17 protein-coding genes are annotated in these 16,943 nt (G+C 32.6%); all 17 read left to right on the plus strand.

The features are described from left to right. The first annotated feature begins 16 nt into the window (after positions 1-16). The 17 genes from MHH90_RS00195 to MHH90_RS00275 all read left to right on the plus strand — a co-directional run bounded on the left by MHH90_RS00195 (position 17) and on the right by MHH90_RS00275 (position 16,938). Complete coding sequence (locus MHH90_RS00195; RefSeq protein WP_014295367.1) at positions 17-508, plus strand: DUF3801 domain-containing protein; 492 nt, start codon at positions 17-19, stop codon at positions 506-508. Further along, positions 508-2,574, plus strand: a complete 2,067-nt coding sequence (locus MHH90_RS00200) for a VirD4-like conjugal transfer protein, CD1115 family (RefSeq protein WP_014295366.1) — start codon at positions 508-510, stop codon at positions 2,572-2,574. The genes MHH90_RS00195 and MHH90_RS00200 overlap by 1 nt, the downstream gene beginning before the upstream one ends. 35 nt (positions 2,575-2,609) lie before the next feature. Further along, on the plus strand, positions 2,610-2,747 hold the full coding sequence (locus MHH90_RS00205) for a hypothetical protein (protein WP_014295365.1): 138 nt from the start codon (positions 2,610-2,612) through the stop codon (positions 2,745-2,747). 81 nt (positions 2,748-2,828) lie between these two features. Then, a complete protein-coding gene (locus MHH90_RS00210; RefSeq protein ID WP_157795596.1) occupies positions 2,829-3,149 on the plus strand; it encodes a hypothetical protein in 321 nt (106 codons plus the stop codon). 591 nt (positions 3,150-3,740) lie between these two features. Further along, positions 3,741-5,477, plus strand: coding sequence for a DNA topoisomerase (locus tag MHH90_RS00215; RefSeq protein ID WP_340725724.1), 1,737 nt, complete (start codon positions 3,741-3,743; stop codon positions 5,475-5,477). 48 nt (positions 5,478-5,525) lie between these two features. Next, positions 5,526-5,882 carry a hypothetical protein gene (locus tag MHH90_RS00220; protein ID WP_228475785.1) on the plus strand — a complete coding sequence of 119 codons (357 nt, stop codon included), beginning with the start codon at positions 5,526-5,528 and terminating at the stop codon, positions 5,880-5,882. Positions 5,883-5,895: 13 nt separating this feature from the next. Beyond that, the gene (locus tag MHH90_RS00225) at positions 5,896-10,215 is read left to right on the plus strand and encodes a PBECR4 domain-containing protein (protein WP_340725725.1); all 4,320 of its coding nucleotides are present in this window, start codon (positions 5,896-5,898) and stop codon (positions 10,213-10,215) included. 57 nt (positions 10,216-10,272) lie between these two features. Beyond that, a complete protein-coding gene (locus MHH90_RS00230) occupies positions 10,273-10,572 on the plus strand; it encodes a hypothetical protein (RefSeq protein WP_099390508.1) in 300 nt (99 codons plus the stop codon). Positions 10,573-10,879: 307 nt separating this feature from the next. Further along, a complete protein-coding gene (locus tag MHH90_RS00235; protein ID WP_340725726.1) occupies positions 10,880-11,254 on the plus strand; it encodes a plasmid mobilization protein in 375 nt (124 codons plus the stop codon). Beyond that, a complete protein-coding gene (locus MHH90_RS00240; RefSeq protein WP_340725727.1) occupies positions 11,226-12,854 on the plus strand; it encodes a helical hairpin domain-containing protein in 1,629 nt (542 codons plus the stop codon). Before MHH90_RS00235 ends, MHH90_RS00240 begins: the two co-directional genes overlap by 29 nt. 35 nt (positions 12,855-12,889) lie before the next feature. Next, positions 12,890-13,687: a hypothetical protein gene (locus MHH90_RS00245; protein ID WP_000791270.1), complete on the plus strand. Its 798-nt coding sequence runs from the start codon at positions 12,890-12,892 to the stop codon at positions 13,685-13,687. Between the two features lie 104 nt (positions 13,688-13,791). Next, positions 13,792-14,457 (plus strand): recombinase family protein, encoded by a 666-nt coding sequence (locus MHH90_RS00250; protein WP_340725728.1) that lies wholly within the window; start codon positions 13,792-13,794, stop codon positions 14,455-14,457. Positions 14,458-14,466: 9 nt separating this feature from the next. Then, positions 14,467-14,715: a hypothetical protein gene (locus MHH90_RS00255; RefSeq protein ID WP_003045903.1), complete on the plus strand. Its 249-nt coding sequence runs from the start codon at positions 14,467-14,469 to the stop codon at positions 14,713-14,715. 194 nt (positions 14,716-14,909) lie between these two features. Then, positions 14,910-15,275, plus strand: coding sequence for a hypothetical protein (locus MHH90_RS00260; RefSeq protein WP_017649322.1), 366 nt, complete (start codon positions 14,910-14,912; stop codon positions 15,273-15,275). Positions 15,276-15,278: 3 nt separating this feature from the next. Beyond that, complete coding sequence (locus MHH90_RS00265) at positions 15,279-15,590, plus strand: hypothetical protein (RefSeq protein WP_205399807.1); 312 nt, start codon at positions 15,279-15,281, stop codon at positions 15,588-15,590. A gap of 35 nt (positions 15,591-15,625) precedes the next feature. Continuing rightward, positions 15,626-16,075 (plus strand): hypothetical protein, encoded by a 450-nt coding sequence (locus MHH90_RS00270; RefSeq protein WP_340725729.1) that lies wholly within the window; start codon positions 15,626-15,628, stop codon positions 16,073-16,075. Positions 16,076-16,140: 65 nt separating this feature from the next. Next, the gene (locus MHH90_RS00275; RefSeq protein ID WP_340725730.1) at positions 16,141-16,938 is read left to right on the plus strand and encodes a ParA family protein; all 798 of its coding nucleotides are present in this window, start codon (positions 16,141-16,143) and stop codon (positions 16,936-16,938) included. Positions 16,939-16,943: the final 5 nt, after the last annotated feature.

The raw sequence follows: 16,943 nt of genomic DNA on the forward strand, positions 1-16,943 counted from the left end.
ATAAAGGGGGAGAAAGATGGATCAAGAACAAATTTTTGATAGAGGTGCACGTGTCACTCTTGAGACAGGTAAACAGTTATTTCAATTTTTAGCTTATGCGGCACAACAGCTGTACAAAACTTATGATGAACACAAACAGATTGGAGAACAGTCTTTTAAAAACTTCAATCTGTCATCTTTGACGAAAGATCATATTGTTTTTTTAGAAGCGGATGTTAACCTTAGAAAGTTTACGGATGAGCTTAAAAAATCAGGTGTTCGCTTTGCTTTTAAAGATTTGGGTGACGGTACGAAACAAGTTTGGTTTGAAGCACCTAACAGGGAAGTTATTGCGGATGCTTTGAGACATACTCTTAATGAAATCGTTAATGACCCTAAAAAAGCTAAAGAAAAGTACATGAAATCAGAACAAGAGTTAACTCCAAAAGAACAGATTAACAAAATCAAGAAAGCAACTAAGGAAAAACTTGATACTGTCAAAACTAAGAAGAAAGGAAAGAGTATCTGATGAAACTTCAAAAGAAACCTCTTATTCCTTATCTGATTATTAGTCTATTTTTAGCTTTTTTGACTCACAGGGCTTATGTGTTATATAGCATTGCTCCTAAACCTGATATGAGCAATTTATTTAGTCAATATACCTATGTCCTGGAAAAATATGTTGAACAACCATACTTTTATCCTAACTTCAGTCCAATTGCTATTTTAGCTGCAATGGTTGGTTTCTTTATTGGGATGATGTTTTATTTAAAAATAAAACCTGATGAAACTCTTCGTCATGGTGAAGAAGCAGGTTCAGCAAAGTTTGCGTTTGCTCAAGAGATTGCTGGCTTTAAAGATCCAGAGCCAACAAACAATATGATTTTCACAAAGAATGCCCAAATGGGATTGTTTAATAAGAATCTTCCGTTTCAATGGCAATTGAATAAAAATGTTCTTGTTGTTGGGCTTCCTGGTGATGGTAAAACATTTACTTATGTTAAACCTAACCTTATGCAAATGAATTCAAGCTTTATTGTTACCGACCCCAAAGGACTTTTAGTTCGTGAAACTGGTAAGATGCTTGAGGAACATGGTTACCAGGTTAAAGTATTTGACCTGGTTAACCTCACTAAATCAGATATGTTCAATCCTTTTCACTACATGAAATCAGAACTAGATATTGACCGTATCACAGAAGCAATCGTTGAAGGAAGTAAAAAAGGTGATCGTGAAGGTGAAGATTTCTGGAATCAAGCAAAACTTCTTCTTAATCGTGCATTGATTGGTTATCTCTATTTTGATAGTCAGGTTCAAAATTACACCCCTAACCTATCAATGGTCTCTGAATTACTTCGTAACATGAAACGTCCAAATGAAAAAGAACCAAGTCCAGTTGAAAAGATGTTTGCAAATCTTGAAAAAGCCATGCCTGGAAATTATGCTTGTCGACAATGGGACTTATTTAACAGTAACTTTGAAGCTGACACAAGAACCAGTGTTCTTGCGATTGTTGCTACACAATATTCTATCTTCGATCACCAAGCTGTCACTAATTTGATTATGGCTGACACTATGGAGATGGATACTTGGAACACTGAAAAAACAGCCGTTTTTGTTGCCATTTCAGAAACTAATACAGCTTACAGTTTCCTAGCATCTACTTTGTTTACAGTCATGTTTGACCAATTAACACACAACGCTGATGCTATTATTCAAGGAAAGAAAGATGGTTACACAGCTGATGATTTGGTGCATGTTCAATTTATTTTTGATGAATTTGCGAACATTGGTAAAATACCTCATTTTAACGAAGTTTTAGCATCTATTCGCAGTCGTGAAATGTCCGTAAAAATCATCATTCAAGCCATTAGTCAGCTTGATACGATTTATGGTGATAAAGCACGAAAATCAATGGTTAATAACTGTGCAACCTTGCTATTCTTAGGGACTAATGACGAAGATACTATGCGTTACTTCTCAATGCGTGCTGGTAAACAAACCATTACACAAAAAAGCTATTCTGAACAACGTGGTCAACGTGTATCAGGATCTACAAGTACACAAGCTCATCAGCGTGACTTGATGACACCTGATGAAATTGCACGTATAGGTGTTGATGAAGCATTAGTATTTATCTCAAAACAAAATGTTTTCCGAGATAAAAAGGCTATGGTGACAGACCACCCTATGAAAGATGAATTATCTGACAATCCGAATGATGGGAAATGGTATAACTACATTCGTTTCATGGTTGAAGATCCAGAACTTTTTAATAATGCACGTGATGGAAAAATTGACCCTAAAAATATCTGGTATCCAGATATGAAAGGTTATGATCAGTTTGTTAAAGATAATGATATTGATACTTCAAAACTAACTGAAGTTGAAGTAGCACAAGCTGATGAAGTAAACATGCAAGGCACAGAAGAGCCTGTTTATGAACAAGTACCCATTCAATTGCCTGAAATGAGCGTAGAAAGCCAATCTCAGACACAAGAAAGTGAAATCAAAGCAGTGGATTTTGAGACTGGTGAAATCTTTGAACTCCCACCAGAAGATGAAGAAGATGGTGAGTATTATGGTGAAGTTTAGCCTGTAATAAAGTATAATAGTTTCAGGAGGTTTATATGGCTACATCAAAACAAAGTCCATTCTTTAAAACACTTGGAATTTCAGAGGATGAATTGTTACATTATCTAAAGGAACATCCAGATGATCCTTTGGTTACTAAACTTGAACAGTTACTATTAAATTTATCAGACTAAAAATAAGCTACATCGTTAAACGGTGTAGCTTTTGTTTTTGTAAAATCGTGTGACTTATTTAAAATATATAAGGAGATTATAATGAAATTATTTAAAAATAAAGCTCATGGTGACTATAAGACAGAGGAATATAATGATTTTCAAAACCTCATTGGTAGTGGTTATGTAAGACAAGCTAACTTTGATGACATGTATCTTCAATATACTCCTGAACAACTGGAAGAATTGATTGTTTCTTTAAAAGAGACGATTCAGTTCTTAGAATACCAAAAAGCCCTGTCTTCTGCTTTTGGTGAAGAGCAAATGCAAGAAGTGCAACATCTTCTAAAAAACAAAAAAGAAGGTAACTTATCCTATCTTCGAAAAGATGAGGGGTGGTTGCTAAGAATTTTGAAGAGATAACTTGAGAGCTGATAGTATCAATTCTTTTCTTTTTAGCATAGTCAATTCTATGATTGCCATCTAGAACAAAGTTGAAAAAGAAATCAGAGTTACAAACTATTACTGGATTTGAGCTAACAGTTTTTAAAGATTTATCAATAGCATATCCAATTAGTTGAGAATTAGTCATTAGAGATAGTCTATTCTGAGAATTGTTTTCAATAAACTGTTGGGTAGATATTGATATAGTTGGAATATTAACCTTATCTATTTCTTCTAATAGATTACCTATGTTAAATTGAATATTTATGGTAGTATTTTCCGAAATATTGATAGGAAGTGTGAAGCATTCATTAAAACGTATATTTAATTCTTCTGGTAAAGGATTTGAAATTACTTTAGAAAATAATTTTATCCAACGTTGTTGGTAATCAATCAGTATTTTATTGCTTTTAAAAGAAAGATAGGACTTCGTGTACATATTAATAAATAAAATAAGATCAGAAAGCATTGATTACCTCTAAATAATTTTTAGTCTATTTTATCATTTATTTTCTTAATAAAAAATATTTTATAACTATGATAGAAATAATAGAAAGGAGAGTGATTTTATTGGAATATCTACTTTTAGCAGAAAAGCCTGACCAGGCTAAAAAGTATGCGAACGCTTTAGGAAACCCTAAAAACGATAAAGGTGTTTGGCGTGTTCAATCATCTGTATTGAATGCTGAGGTGATTGTTGCTCCTGCCGTTGGTCATTTAGTTGAACGTATTAATCCATATACTAACTTTGAAAATTGGGATATGGCTAATCTTCCAGCTTTACCAGATGGATTTGCTTATGAGCCTAAAAAAGATACTGTTAAACGATTTAAGGCTATCAAACAATCTGTTAAAGAAGTTGATGCCATTATTATTGGAACAGACCCCGACCGTGAAGGAGAAGCGATTGCTTACCGAATTTTAGAATTAATTCCAGGTGCATTAAGAAAAATTAAGTATCGTTTATGGGCAAATTCTTTAACAAAAAAGGGATTAGAACAAGCGTTCTCAAGCCTTAAAAATCCAAAAGACTCCATCAACTATTTTCATGAAGCAGATGCAAGAGGTGATGCCGACTGGCTGGTTGGCTTCAATTTAAGTCCTTTTGTAACTATTAAGATGAAAGAAGAAGGTTACCTGGATAAAAAAGAACATTCTATGTCGGTCGGACGTGTTCAAACACCTATCGTTAGTCTAATCGTTAGAAATGATGAAGCTATTGAAAGCTTTAAACCGAGTCCTTATTGGCAGCTAAAACTGATTGATCCTGAAGCCAAAGTTATATTTAGCAACGATATTAAATATCAATCAAAAGCTGAAGCAGAACAGATGCTACAACAGTTAGCTAATATAGCAGTTGTCAAAACGGTTACGAGTGAAGAAAAAGTGCAAGAAGCACCTAAGCTTTATAATTTAACTAATTTTCAATCAGAAATGAGTAAGTTATATCACTTTGATGCAACTAAAACCAAAGAATTGGTTCAAAGCCTTTATCAAAAAGGCTATCTTTCTTACCCACGTACTGATTCAACCTTGATTACAACCAATGAATTTGCTTATCTTGTTGAACATATTGAAGATTATCAAAAGGCAATTAATAAGCAATTAGAAACACCTAATCGCTCGCCAAGAAAAAATTATGTGAATGATAAGAAAGTGTTAGAACACTATGCCATTATTCCAACCGAAAACATTCCTAATTTGAGTGAGTTAAGCAATGATGAAAAACTTATTTATCAAAAAGTAGTTTTTAGGACTTTGCTGATGTTTACACCTGATTATCGTTACCAATCAACCAGTGTTATTCTTGATAATCAAGGACTTGAATTTAAAGCAACTGGAGCTGTAACAAAGGATAAGGGGTGGCATAACTATTTAGCCGTAAAAAAAGAAGATAAAGAGTTACCCAATTACCAGGAAGGGCAAACTATTACCATTGAATGCAAACTTTTAGAGGAAATGACAAAGCCACCAACACGTATTACGGAACAAATTTTATTGAAGAAATTGTTACCTAAGTACAATTTAGGTACATCTGCAACTCGTGATGGGATGATTGATTTAATTCAGGACAAAGGTTATGTCACTAAGAATAAGAAAACAGGACAGTTTTTCCCGACAGAACGAGGAAAACTGCTTATTCATTATTTAGATCAATTAGAGATTGCATATACTAATCCTGAAACAACAGGAAAATGGGAAGAAGTATTAGCTCAAATCGGACAAGGAAAAATTCAAAAAGAAGCCTTCGTCAACAAAATCAAATGGGCTATCACTAAACAAATTGAAAAAGGAAAACAATTATAAATGCTACTATTTTATGTAAATAGTAGCATTTATATTGAGGTAAAAAATATGGAAGAAGAAAAATTATCTAGAGCTGATACAAAACGCTTATTTATTCAAGAATTAGAGCGCTATTTGTTGAGAATCAGTCAAAAAGGCGATCGTTTACGAAAATCATCTACAAAATTTTCAGTTGCACGCTATTCTGGCTTAGGAAGTAAAATCAAGCTTTACTTGTCTAATGAACAGATTTATGTTCGAGTATTTACCAGTGGTGAAATAAATATTAGTTATTACGATACTTTTTACGGTACTGAAACACGTAAAGAAATTAGTCCTAAATTCACTGATGGAACATATACCGAAAATGAAGTGAAGTTGATGATTAAAGAAACTAAAAAATTTATTCGTGAATCTTTAAGATAGTGAGGTTTTATTTATGGCAAACATGCAGGAATTACTTTCTCAACGCTTTGAAGTACGAAAACAAAAACTAGTTAGTATGGATATTGTAGCAGTTGCTGAATCCTTAGGAATGAAGCTAAAACCAGGTTCAAGCGGAACTTATTATTGGGAAGAACATGATAGCTTCCATATTTATCCTAATACTAATACATTTCGTTGGTGGTCAAGAAGTATTGGATCAAATACTATTGACTTGGTTCAAGTGGTAAGAGAAGAATTAACAGGTCAAAAACCAAGCTTTAAGGAAGCTGCAGCTTTTCTTGAAACTGGTCAATTTGAGAATGTAACGGTACAACCACCTGTTAAAGAGCCATTTGAGTATTATCTAGAACGCTATGAACATTCTGATTTTAATATTGGAAGACAATATTTGAAAGAAGAACGTGGTTTGTCTGATGAAACGATTGATACATTTTTAGCATCAGGAAATTTAGCGACAGCTACTCATAAAAAAGGTGATTATTTTGAACCTGTTATTGTTTTTAAAAGCCGTAATAACGATGGCAAAATGATTGGTGCAAGTCTTCAAGGAATTGTTGAAAATCGTGTTCAGCACCCCGAACGTGGACGTCTTAAACAAATGATGAAGAACTCAGATGGGACTGCAGGCTTTAGCTTAGATATTGGAAATCCAAAACGTTTAGTCTTTGCTGAAGCTCCAATTGATCTAATGTCTTATTATGAATTACATAAAGATGATCTTCAGGATGTCAAATTAGTAGCTATGGATGGGATGAAAAAGAGCGTTATTAGTCGTTATGTCGCTGATATGTTGACTGATGGTAAATACTCTCAAACCATGTCTAATGAGCAAATTAGAGGTGCTTTAGATGCTTTAAATAAGACTACAAATATTTTGCAAGAGCATCCAGATATGATTACTTTAGCAGTTGATAATGATGAAGCAGGACAAAATTTTGTTAAAGGTTTACAAGAGGATGGTATTCCAGTAGTGTCAGATTTACCACCACGCAAAGAAAGTCAAACAAAAATGGACTGGAATGATTATCTCAAACAGGAAGCTAAGCCTAAAAAAAGTACTGCTGATGAGACTTGGAATATTGATGATATTCAGGAACAATTGTCTCAAGAAAGTGATTTAGTTGGCACTCAAGCAGTTGATGTTATCTATATGAACGAGGTCTATTTGAACCAGGGCTATAGTCTTTCTTTAGCTGTTCATAGTAATGAAGAAGTAGAAAATCTAACAGACGTTGCAGCACCTTGGACGCTTGAAGTCATGAGGAATGGTCAATCACTTGGTTATTTGGCTTATGGTGAAGATTGGGGCAATGACTTTGATATTGAAGATGAGCTCGTTAATCTTGAAAATTGGGTTAAAGATAATCAAGTCACTAATCATTTATATAGTCAAAAAGATATTAATGCGTTTTTAGCTACTACGCAAGCAGTTGAACCAAAAAGAGGGGAGTTCGTTCTTAAAGGTGGTGGTATCTATGATTTTGGAAAAAGTCAAAAAGAAGGGGAAGAATTACGTCAACGTGCACTTGATTGGATGATTTCAGATATAACGGATGCTGAAACATATTATCTTTGGCATGATGAAGAGTTAGAAAAACTAAATGCACCTGATGAAGCATTTATCAATTTTCATTATCATCTAAAAGATATTGAGTATAATCAAAATGATATTCATCTTTATGTGGCAGAATCATCAACTGATGGTGCTACAGGTTATCTTTCACTAGACGGAAATTCCCTTGATAGCGATAGTGTTGAAGAGTATTTAGCTGATCAAGATTGGACGTTTGATCAAAAGGTACAGTTTCTTAAGAATTTAAAAACTGCCGTTGATGAAACTTGGGACAAGGTCATTGATCACTATGATGAACAATTTAATGCAATTGTAGCTCAATATGGCTTATCTTCAGCAAAAGAAAAAGCTCCTGAAATACTTCAAGAGACAGAAAAAGCTAATTTTGAGCACCAAAAAAAGGCTGAGAACCCAATCGAGGATTTACCTGAGCAAAGTCAGGAGGCAGCACCTCTACCTAGTACTCATGAAGAGTACTCTTTGAATGAGTCGTCACCGACTCAAACTCAGTCTCAACCTTTACTTCATTTTACCATCTCTGACCCTGAGAGGTCAATTTATAAGCTTGGCTATCACCCAGTCAATAAGAAGGAATTAAATAAATTAAATCGCTATGCAGCACAAATCCAAGAAAATGCAACCTGGTATAAAAACGAATTGGCTAATAGTAATGTCACTTATTTTTATAAAAATAATGATAATTTAGAAGCTTTAAAAGTTACCTTTAAGGCAGAGCAGTATCCGCACTTGGTTGGTATTTTTGCCATTGATGATGATCAAAGTGCAACTAAAACTTTGGATGATTTAGCATCTGGTAAAGGTGACTATCAAAACATTATGGTTGCCAATCGAGGTGCAACCTTCAGTAAAATCCAAGTATTACCTGACTTCAAAGCAGTTGTTGACTCAAATAGTTTTATTTTTGATGATTTATCAGAAGTTGAACGCATGAAGCGACTTGATTTAGCAAAAGCTATCCGAACAGAGGATAAGGATGTTTTGATTGCTTTTAGAAATGTTGATGGTGAGTATCTTCCTGCATCTCTTATGAAAGTTACTAATAAGCTTGAGTCAGAGTTGTCAATTGCAAATAATAAAGACGTTTTAGGTATTGTTGGTGAGAAAGATGGAGAGTTTAAAGTTCTTTCAGTCAATGAAGAAATTATCAAAGATGGTGGTGAAAAAATGTTATCAATTGTAAAAAATAACCAATTTGAAAATCTTTCTAAAGCAGAAGTGACAGCTAAAGATTTTTCAAAAGTCTTAGATGCTGTCTACAATGTTGGTGCAAGAGTCGGAAAAGACAACAGAAAAAATATTTCAGAAAACCTATATCCTGCCTGGGACAAATACTTTGAATACGCTGAAAGATATGACAATAATTTTGATGTTATTGTTAAGGCTGCAAGAGCAGATAACCTGCTTGATGAAAATTCCGATTTTTATAAAGAAGTATGGCTCAAGAAAATTCAAGAAGAAAATCAGAAAGTAAAAGATTCTGATGGTGATGGTCTAACAGATGATGAAGAAATTGCTTTAGGTACTAATCCTTATAGTCCAGATTCTGATGGTGACGGTATTTTAGATAGCGTTGAAAAAGCCAGTGGTACAGATGCAACAAATCCGTCAGATACACCTGATAGTCGAAAAGAAAAAATGGCAAAACGTGATTTAACGTTGTCAGAAATGATTAAACCTAAAAATACAGCAGCGCTTAATCAGCATTTACAAGAAGGAATTAAAGATTATTTTGATAGTGACAACTATAAGAACTTTCTTGAAGGAATGTCACACTTTAATAACTATTCTGTAAGAAACATTCAATTAATCAAAGCTCAATTACCTGAAGCAAGTATGGTTGCTTCATTCAACGAGTGGAAGAAGCGGAACGGTCATGTTAATAAAGGTGAAAAAGCACTTTATGTTCAAGCTCCAGTCACTGTTATTAAAAAAGATGCTGATGGTAAACCTATCATTAATTCAGAAACCGGTGAAAAAGAAACCTTTACTTACTTTAAACCTGTACCTGTTTTTGATATTAGCCAAGTCTCACCTGTAGAAGGCAAAAAATTGAATTTGCCCAAAATGGGTGAAGTCATTCCTAGCCAAATTACTAAAGAGTATTATCAAAATGTTTATCGCTCACTAAGAGATATTTCTCAAAAAGAAAATGGTATTCCTATTCGTTTTAGAGAACTTGAAAAATCAGATGGTTCTTACAGTCCTAAAACAAATGAAATCACAATTAAAAAAGGGATGACTTACGAACAAACTCTTTCAACCCTAATTCATGAAATGGCACATTCTGAATTACACAATAAGAAGAGTTTAACGGAACGTTTTGAAGGTAAATTGACACGTTCTTCAAAAGAATTACAAGCTGAGTCAATTGCTTATGTTGTATCTAATCATTTAGGTTTTGATACAAGTAATGACTCATTTGCTTATCTTGCTTCCTGGTCAAAAGAGCAAGATGGTTTAGAAAATCTAAAGGCTCAACTTGAAATTGTTCAAGAAGAAGCAAGTTCTCTTATGAAACGTATTGATAAGCATTTAGCAAAATATCAAAACTTAACAGTTTCAAAAAATGAAAAACTAACCGAGAGTCAAAAACGAGAATTATCCAAAGCAGCAAACCCATTTTATCAAAGTTTGCAAAAAGCTAAAGAGGAAAGCAAACAGGTAACGCCTGCCAATGAAGAACAATCAAAAAAAGTCAATCGACCTACCAAGCAATAACGCAGCGTAGGTCGCATAAAAAAGGACTAACTTTAAAAGTAGAAGGAGAGACAAGTTATGGTAACAGAAGAAATGATGATGACAACTGAAACATTATTGATGAGTTATTATTTTGACATGAGCGAGTGGCTCAAAGGAAACAAAATTGTTAACATTGATATTATCCAAAAATCAAAAGACGAGTTATTGGATATGTTAAAAACAGATTTTGAAGAAATGTCAGTCAAAGATAATAATGAGTATCTTGATGATCTTTCTGTTAGTATTGCTACACTGGAAGAATTATCGGAAGACAATTATCAAAAGATAAAAACAGAAGTTTTTTCTTGGGAACCAAGCCAAAAAAACGAAAAATGACATAAGAGGGAATGCTGACAATTTTCAAATTGTCAGTTTTTCTGTTGTTGCATTTTATCAAAATGCACTTATCAAAAATTGTCAAATTTGAAAAATGCACGAAGTGCCAAATAGGGGATTGGGGATTTCCCCAAAGTGTAAAAAGTTAAAAGTCTGTTTGTGGGGGTGCCCTACAAATAGGCTTTTTTGCTTTTTATTTTCGTAAGTGGCTATCCACTTGCTAATCTTGCCAGAGTAAAGGTAGCCCTCTCTCAGAGGCGGGGCAAAAAGCTCCATTTTATCAGTTTTTTTAGAAAGGAACATTGTAATGGAAACAAAAAAACGAGTTCGCTCAACACAATTTATTATTAGAGCCAAACCTGATGAAGCTAACATAATTAGAAAGAGAGTTAAGCTTTCAAAAAAAGAAACATTCCAAGCATATGCTTTAGAGATGTTACAAAATGGAAAAATAGCAACTTATGATTATTCAGAATTGCAAAAGTTACGAATCGAAGTTAATCGTATTGGTCAAAACGTCAATCAGCTAGTTCGTTATGTTAACACTTTTGATGAGATTGATAATGAACTTTTTAAAGCTTTACAAGCTGAAATTGATGACATGAAGAAATTGCTTTTTGATGAATTTAAAACGAAAGGACATGCTAAATTAAATGGTAGTGACGAAGGTTCTTCAGATTAAAACAAGCCGTAATTTAAAACGTGCAATTGATTATATTACACGTGATAATGCAACCTTAAAATTAGATACAGAACATTTAGAGGGTGATGAAAATTATTCTTTTGAAATTGTCAATGGTCAAGTGATGAAACGATTAGTATCTGGTCATGATTTAACAGATGTATCTGATCCACAGACGATTTATGAAGATTTTGTTTTACTAAAACAATCTGTTGATGTTTTGTACAATAATGATGAATTGTCTGATTTAAAAAATGATAAACGTGTTTTAGCGCACCATATCATCCAATCGTTTTCACCAGAAGATGGCTTAACTCCAGAAGAAGTTAACGAGATTGGACGAAAAACCGCTTTAGAGTTAACTGGTGGTGATTATCAATTTGTTGTTGCAACGCACATGGATAAAGGACACTTACATAACCATATCATTTTTAATACAACTAACGAAGTGACTTTGAAAAAGTTTCGTTGGCAAAAAAATACAGCTCGCAACTTATTTCAAATTTCAAATAAGTATGCTGAGCTATATGGCGCAAAAGTTTTAGAACCAAGGCTTAGAAACTCTCACACTGAATATGCTGCATGGAGACGAAAAAATAATTATCGCTTTGAGATTAAAGAACGGTTGAACTTTTTGTTAAAGCACTCGTTAGATATGAATGACTTTTTACAAAAAGCAAAAGCTTTAAACTTGCAAATTGATACGAGTGGTAAGTACGTTAAATATATGTTACTGGATCAACCACAAGAGCGTTTTGTTCGTGATTGTACATTATCTAAAAAAGGTAAGTTCTCACTTGAAAAAATCAAAGAACAAATTGCGACAAATGAAGTTGTTTATAATTTAAACGTCATAAAGGAAAAATATGATGAAGAACAGGAAAGTAAACAAGATGATTTTGAGTTACAAATCACAATTGAACCTTGGCAAGTGCAGCAACTTACCAGTCAATCTATTTATGTTCCAATTACTTTTGGATTAGATAGAAAAGGTACAGTCTCTATTTCTGCAAGAATGCTTGACCAAAATGAAGATGGAACATTTACAGCTTTTGTTAAAAAGAATGATTTCTTTTACTTTTTGAATGCTGACCATTCTGAACAAAATCGTTTTATTAACGGAACAACTTTAATCAAGCAACTATCTGCTCAAAATGGTGAAATGATTTTGACTAAAAACAAAAATATTACAAATTTAGATAGATTAGTTGATGAATTTAACTTTTTGGCAATTAACAAAGTTACCAATTCAAAACAATTTGAAGAATTACAAAATCAATTTTTGGAACAATTGGATGAAACCGATAAGACTTTAGAGTTCTTGGATGAAAAGATGACTTATCTTAATAAACTTATGGGTGCTTTATCAGATTATCAAAATAATATAGTTCCTTCAGAAGTAAGTCTTGAACTTCTTGAAAAAGGTAAAATTGATAAGAATACAAAACTAGAAGAATTACAAAAAGAAATTAAAGAGCTTCAGATTGAACGTGACATACTCAAAAAGCACAGAGATAAAATTGTAAAAGATTATGACTTTGCAAAAGAGATGAAAGAAGAGCGTGAGGAAATGGCACATAAAAATAGTAAGAAATTATGATGCTTACTTCAGGAAAAAGGTTATAATATATAAATATGAAAAACAAAAAAATTATTATACTTGTAAGTGTTATCTTAGTTGTTATTGTTCCTATCTTTATCAATCTTTCCTTTAAAGTGTATTTAGCTCCATTATTTATTGCTGAGTGGGGAGCAGGTGACTTACTTTCTTATTATGGTTCATTGTTAGGTGGTATTATTACCTTGGTTGGTGTTGTTATGACTCTGAATTATCAGACTAAACAATCAGAAGCGGATGACGCAATTAAATATAAACCAATCATAAAACTTGCTTCAGTAGAGAATGAATATTCCGATTTTATTGTAAATCGAGAATTAAGTGTTCGTTTTCCAGTATGGTATTTTAATGATGATCCTTTAAGAGGGCAAAAAGAAAGAATTTTTGAAGAACAAATGAAATGTATGACTTCTTTTCATGTACTTTTTAAAAATAAGGGAAGAGGAGAAGCAGTTGATGTCTCACTGGATAGTGTAAAAATCGAAGAAGTAAGCTGGGATGATGATAGCAAACTTTATATTGCTTCAAATCTGCCATTGTCTATGGGAGATATTTTGGTTGATGAAAAAGCAGATGTCATCATCAATTTTCCTAATTATTTGTTTTTAAAAGATGAAAATACTAGTCAAAATCTTATTCGGATAGAATTAAAGCTATCTTATAATGATATGTTTCGAAGAAATAAAAAAGAGCTTGGTGTGCTTCTAGATTTTCAAGTTCTTGGAGAAACATTAGCGCCAGCTCCATATCCGTACAAGGATGGATTTTCATATTATTTTGTAAGAATTGGTTTTGTGAGTGCATTGCATTTGTAAAACAAAAAGGACATTTAAGTATACCTTATTGTCCTTTTTGTTTTACCTTGATTTTAAAGGATTTTTGAATAGGACAATAGAGTTAGGCAAAATAGGGGGGGAAAATGGCAAAAATCGGTTATGCTAGGGTCAGTTCTGCTGATCAAAATTTAGATAGACAGTTAAAACAATTAGATAACGTTGAAAAAATTTTTCAAGAGTCAATTAGTGGAGCAAGTAGAGAGCGCCCACAATTGATTGCAATGCTTGATTATATTCGTGATGCTGATATAGTCGTTGTAACCGAATTAGAGCGACTAGGAAGAAATAATAAGGAATTAACTGAAGTTATGGATGAGATAAAATCAAAAGGAGCAACTTTAGAAGTTCTCAATCTTCCCACTCTTCGAGGTATTGAAGATGCTAATTTAAGACGTCTATTGAATAATCTGATATTAGAACTATACAAGTATCAAGCACAAGCTGAAAGAGAGCGTATTAAAGAACGTCAAGCACAAGGGATTGCTATTGCAAAAGTTCAGGGAAAATATAAAGGACGAAAGCCATTATTTTCAGCTAATGATAGCAGATTACAGCATGCTTTTCAATTTGATGATGAATTGTGGCGTGCGAAAACAACCGAAGGAATGGTTATCTTAGGCAAACTTTCTGATGATATTTTTACCTTGTTGCGTTTCAATGATGAAGGGGGAAAGCTGACACATATTTCAGAAAGTGAAGCCTTGTGGCTAACGCTGGAGCTGGCTCCAGAAAAGATGGATTGTATTTAGGAGGACAAAATGGAACAAAAATATTATTTGGTTTTGGCGGAAGTCAGTATTTTTCAAACTGTTTGGCTTATTCCTAGGGAAGATGGAAGTATTGGGTGGACAGATGAAATAAAACAAGCTAAACCCTTTTTATCCTATGAGGAAGCCAAAAATAAGACTGAAGCACATATGCAATCAGTCTTTGAATTTATAGCTTCATATAAAATAATAGAGTTTTCTATAGAGGAGTTAGATGATTTTCTTATTGCAACTAGCTAAAGACAAGATAATCTAAAATATCAATTGGGCTAACGTTTAGACGTTATCGAAAAAAATATGGTATTCATAGATAGTATAGCAATAATATATGCAATGATGTTGACAAATATATTTATAATTATATATATAAATATACTTACAATTATATATAAAAGTGCTATAATATATTTAGAAAATGAAACGAGGTGTAATAAATGACAAGAACACAAATAAAGTTTGAGGTAGTAGGTTCAATGAGTTTAGAGGATTTACAAAGCTTGCTAAAATCTATTTCAAGACGATATCAATTAATTCATTTGGATTTAGCTGATTTTAATCAAAGAACTAACGATTGTGAAATAACACTTGTCATTTCCTCGCAAGATCATAACGTTAAAAAGTTTAGTAACTTACAAGACTTATTAAGACAATGTCTAAAAGGTACAAGCGAATTAGATCAAATTGAAGATGATTTTGATAATCAAAATATTAAAACACTTCAAGAAGCATGGAAAATAATTATCAATGATTTAGCAGAAAATATCATTGAATGGATTGAAGAAGAATTTGAAGGAGAATAAAAAATGAAAATTGAAATTTACTGCACTAAGGCAACATTCAAATTGGTTGATAGCTATGAATTATCTTCAAATAAATTTGAGAGTTTTAAAGAACTTATTTTTCGTTTAACATGGGGAGATTATGCTAAAGGTGGTCTTCATACTGCTTACGTCATTGATAAAGAAAAAAATATTGATTATAAACTTGATGCTGTCATGTTGAGTCGTGTGGTCGATGATGGAGATGAGCAAAAATTATTTGATATGCTTTTAGAAGCTAAAAGTAATCAATCTATTCAAGAATTTTCAACATATTATCTAGAATTAGAACGTTAACGGAATTTTAGGAGTTTATGATATGGAAGCAATAATTGACCTACATGGTTGCTATGTTAATCCAAAAGAAACAGTTATTACAGCTCTTAATAGGATTGATTATCAATGAGCTTGAAGAAGAATTATCGATTTTAGAAGATAATTATGAAGATGCTAGATATGAAGAGATACAGGCAATTTCTGATTCTGAAAAGGAAGAATTAATCGAAACTGAATTAGAACTAATTAGTCAAATTGATGGTGTTAAAGATGAATTGAGAGATTTTTTTACTACTGTAGAACTTTTACAAAATTTACCGTATACCATTAAAAATTATACTCATGAAGAGGATTATCAAAAAGATAAGGGATTGCATGAAATTAATCTTTTTAGCGAAGAAAAATCAGTTTTCTACGGTGAGAAAATTATTTTTGAGACGGAGCTAAGCGATTATATTATCAATCAAATAGAGAAAAAAATAGTTCTTGATAAAACATCAATATAAATATATTTATAACAATATATATAATCATATTTATAAAAAGGTACGAATTTTAAAGGAGAAATCACATGAAAATTATTACATTTGCTGCTATCAAAGGCGGTGTGGGAAAAACAACTTTAGCATATAATTATGCTGAATGGTTAGCTGAGCAAAACTATCAAGTACTTTTAATTGATTTAGATCATCAATGTAATCTAACTCAAACGTATGATGTTTTTGAAAGTGAGGGGACTGTTGCTAATATCTTTAAACAAAAAGGTGACGTTGCTATTCATCATCTTAAAGATAATATTGATTTAATCCCAGGGTATATCCGCTTAGATAGTCTTGAGAAAGAACTTGAAACTAAAAATTACAAAGATATGTTGCTTTACATGTGGTTAGAAGACAATTATGAGCCTAAAAATCTTGGTAAATATGACTTTATTTTAATTGATTGTCATCCTGATTTTTCAACGGCAACACGTAATGCTGTCGTAGTAAGTCACGCTGTTTTAAGTCCTGTTGTTCCGTCAAAATTTGGCTATTCAGCAACATTTAATATTCAAGAACGTCTAGAAGAGTTTAAAGCTGAAACATTTGATTTTAAAACTCGTAAAAGTTATGTTACAGCCGATTTATATTTTTTAGGAAATATGATAAAGCACAACACTAATTCTTCAAGAGAACTTGTAAAACAACTTCAAGACAATGATAATGTTTTATCAACTATCCCTTACAAGGAATTGTTCAATCGCTCAACACTAGACAAAGTGTCTCTTTCAGAGATGAAAGAAGATAAAGTACTATATCAAAAACATAAAAAATTCTTTGATAACATGGACTGTACATTCAGAACAATTACTGATAAAATATCAATATAAATATA

Source organism: Streptococcus sp. FSL E2-3488, from assembly GCF_038003585.1.
Lineage (GTDB): Bacteria > Bacillota > Bacilli > Lactobacillales > Streptococcaceae > Streptococcus > Streptococcus thermophilus.

Coding starts and splice junctions, on each gene's coding strand:
- MHH90_RS00195 (WP_014295367.1), top strand. CDS start 17: ATGGATCAAGAACAAATTTTTGATAGAGGTGCACGTGTCACTCTTGAG.
- MHH90_RS00200 (WP_014295366.1), top strand. CDS start 508: ATGAAACTTCAAAAGAAACCTCTTATTCCTTATCTGATTATTAGTCTA.
- MHH90_RS00205 (WP_014295365.1), top strand. CDS start 2,610: ATGGCTACATCAAAACAAAGTCCATTCTTTAAAACACTTGGAATTTCA.
- MHH90_RS00210 (WP_157795596.1), top strand. CDS start 2,829: ATGAAATTATTTAAAAATAAAGCTCATGGTGACTATAAGACAGAGGAA.
- MHH90_RS00220 (WP_228475785.1), top strand. CDS start 5,526: ATGGAAGAAGAAAAATTATCTAGAGCTGATACAAAACGCTTATTTATT.
- MHH90_RS00225 (WP_340725725.1), top strand. CDS start 5,896: ATGGCAAACATGCAGGAATTACTTTCTCAACGCTTTGAAGTACGAAAA.
- MHH90_RS00230 (WP_099390508.1), top strand. CDS start 10,273: ATGGTAACAGAAGAAATGATGATGACAACTGAAACATTATTGATGAGT.
- MHH90_RS00235 (WP_340725726.1), top strand. CDS start 10,880: ATGGAAACAAAAAAACGAGTTCGCTCAACACAATTTATTATTAGAGCC.
- MHH90_RS00240 (WP_340725727.1), top strand. CDS start 11,226: ATGGTAGTGACGAAGGTTCTTCAGATTAAAACAAGCCGTAATTTAAAA.
- MHH90_RS00245 (WP_000791270.1), top strand. CDS start 12,890: ATGAAAAACAAAAAAATTATTATACTTGTAAGTGTTATCTTAGTTGTT.
- MHH90_RS00250 (WP_340725728.1), top strand. CDS start 13,792: ATGGCAAAAATCGGTTATGCTAGGGTCAGTTCTGCTGATCAAAATTTA.
- MHH90_RS00255 (WP_003045903.1), top strand. CDS start 14,467: ATGGAACAAAAATATTATTTGGTTTTGGCGGAAGTCAGTATTTTTCAA.
- MHH90_RS00260 (WP_017649322.1), top strand. CDS start 14,910: ATGACAAGAACACAAATAAAGTTTGAGGTAGTAGGTTCAATGAGTTTA.
- MHH90_RS00265 (WP_205399807.1), top strand. CDS start 15,279: ATGAAAATTGAAATTTACTGCACTAAGGCAACATTCAAATTGGTTGAT.
- MHH90_RS00275 (WP_340725730.1), top strand. CDS start 16,141: ATGAAAATTATTACATTTGCTGCTATCAAAGGCGGTGTGGGAAAAACA.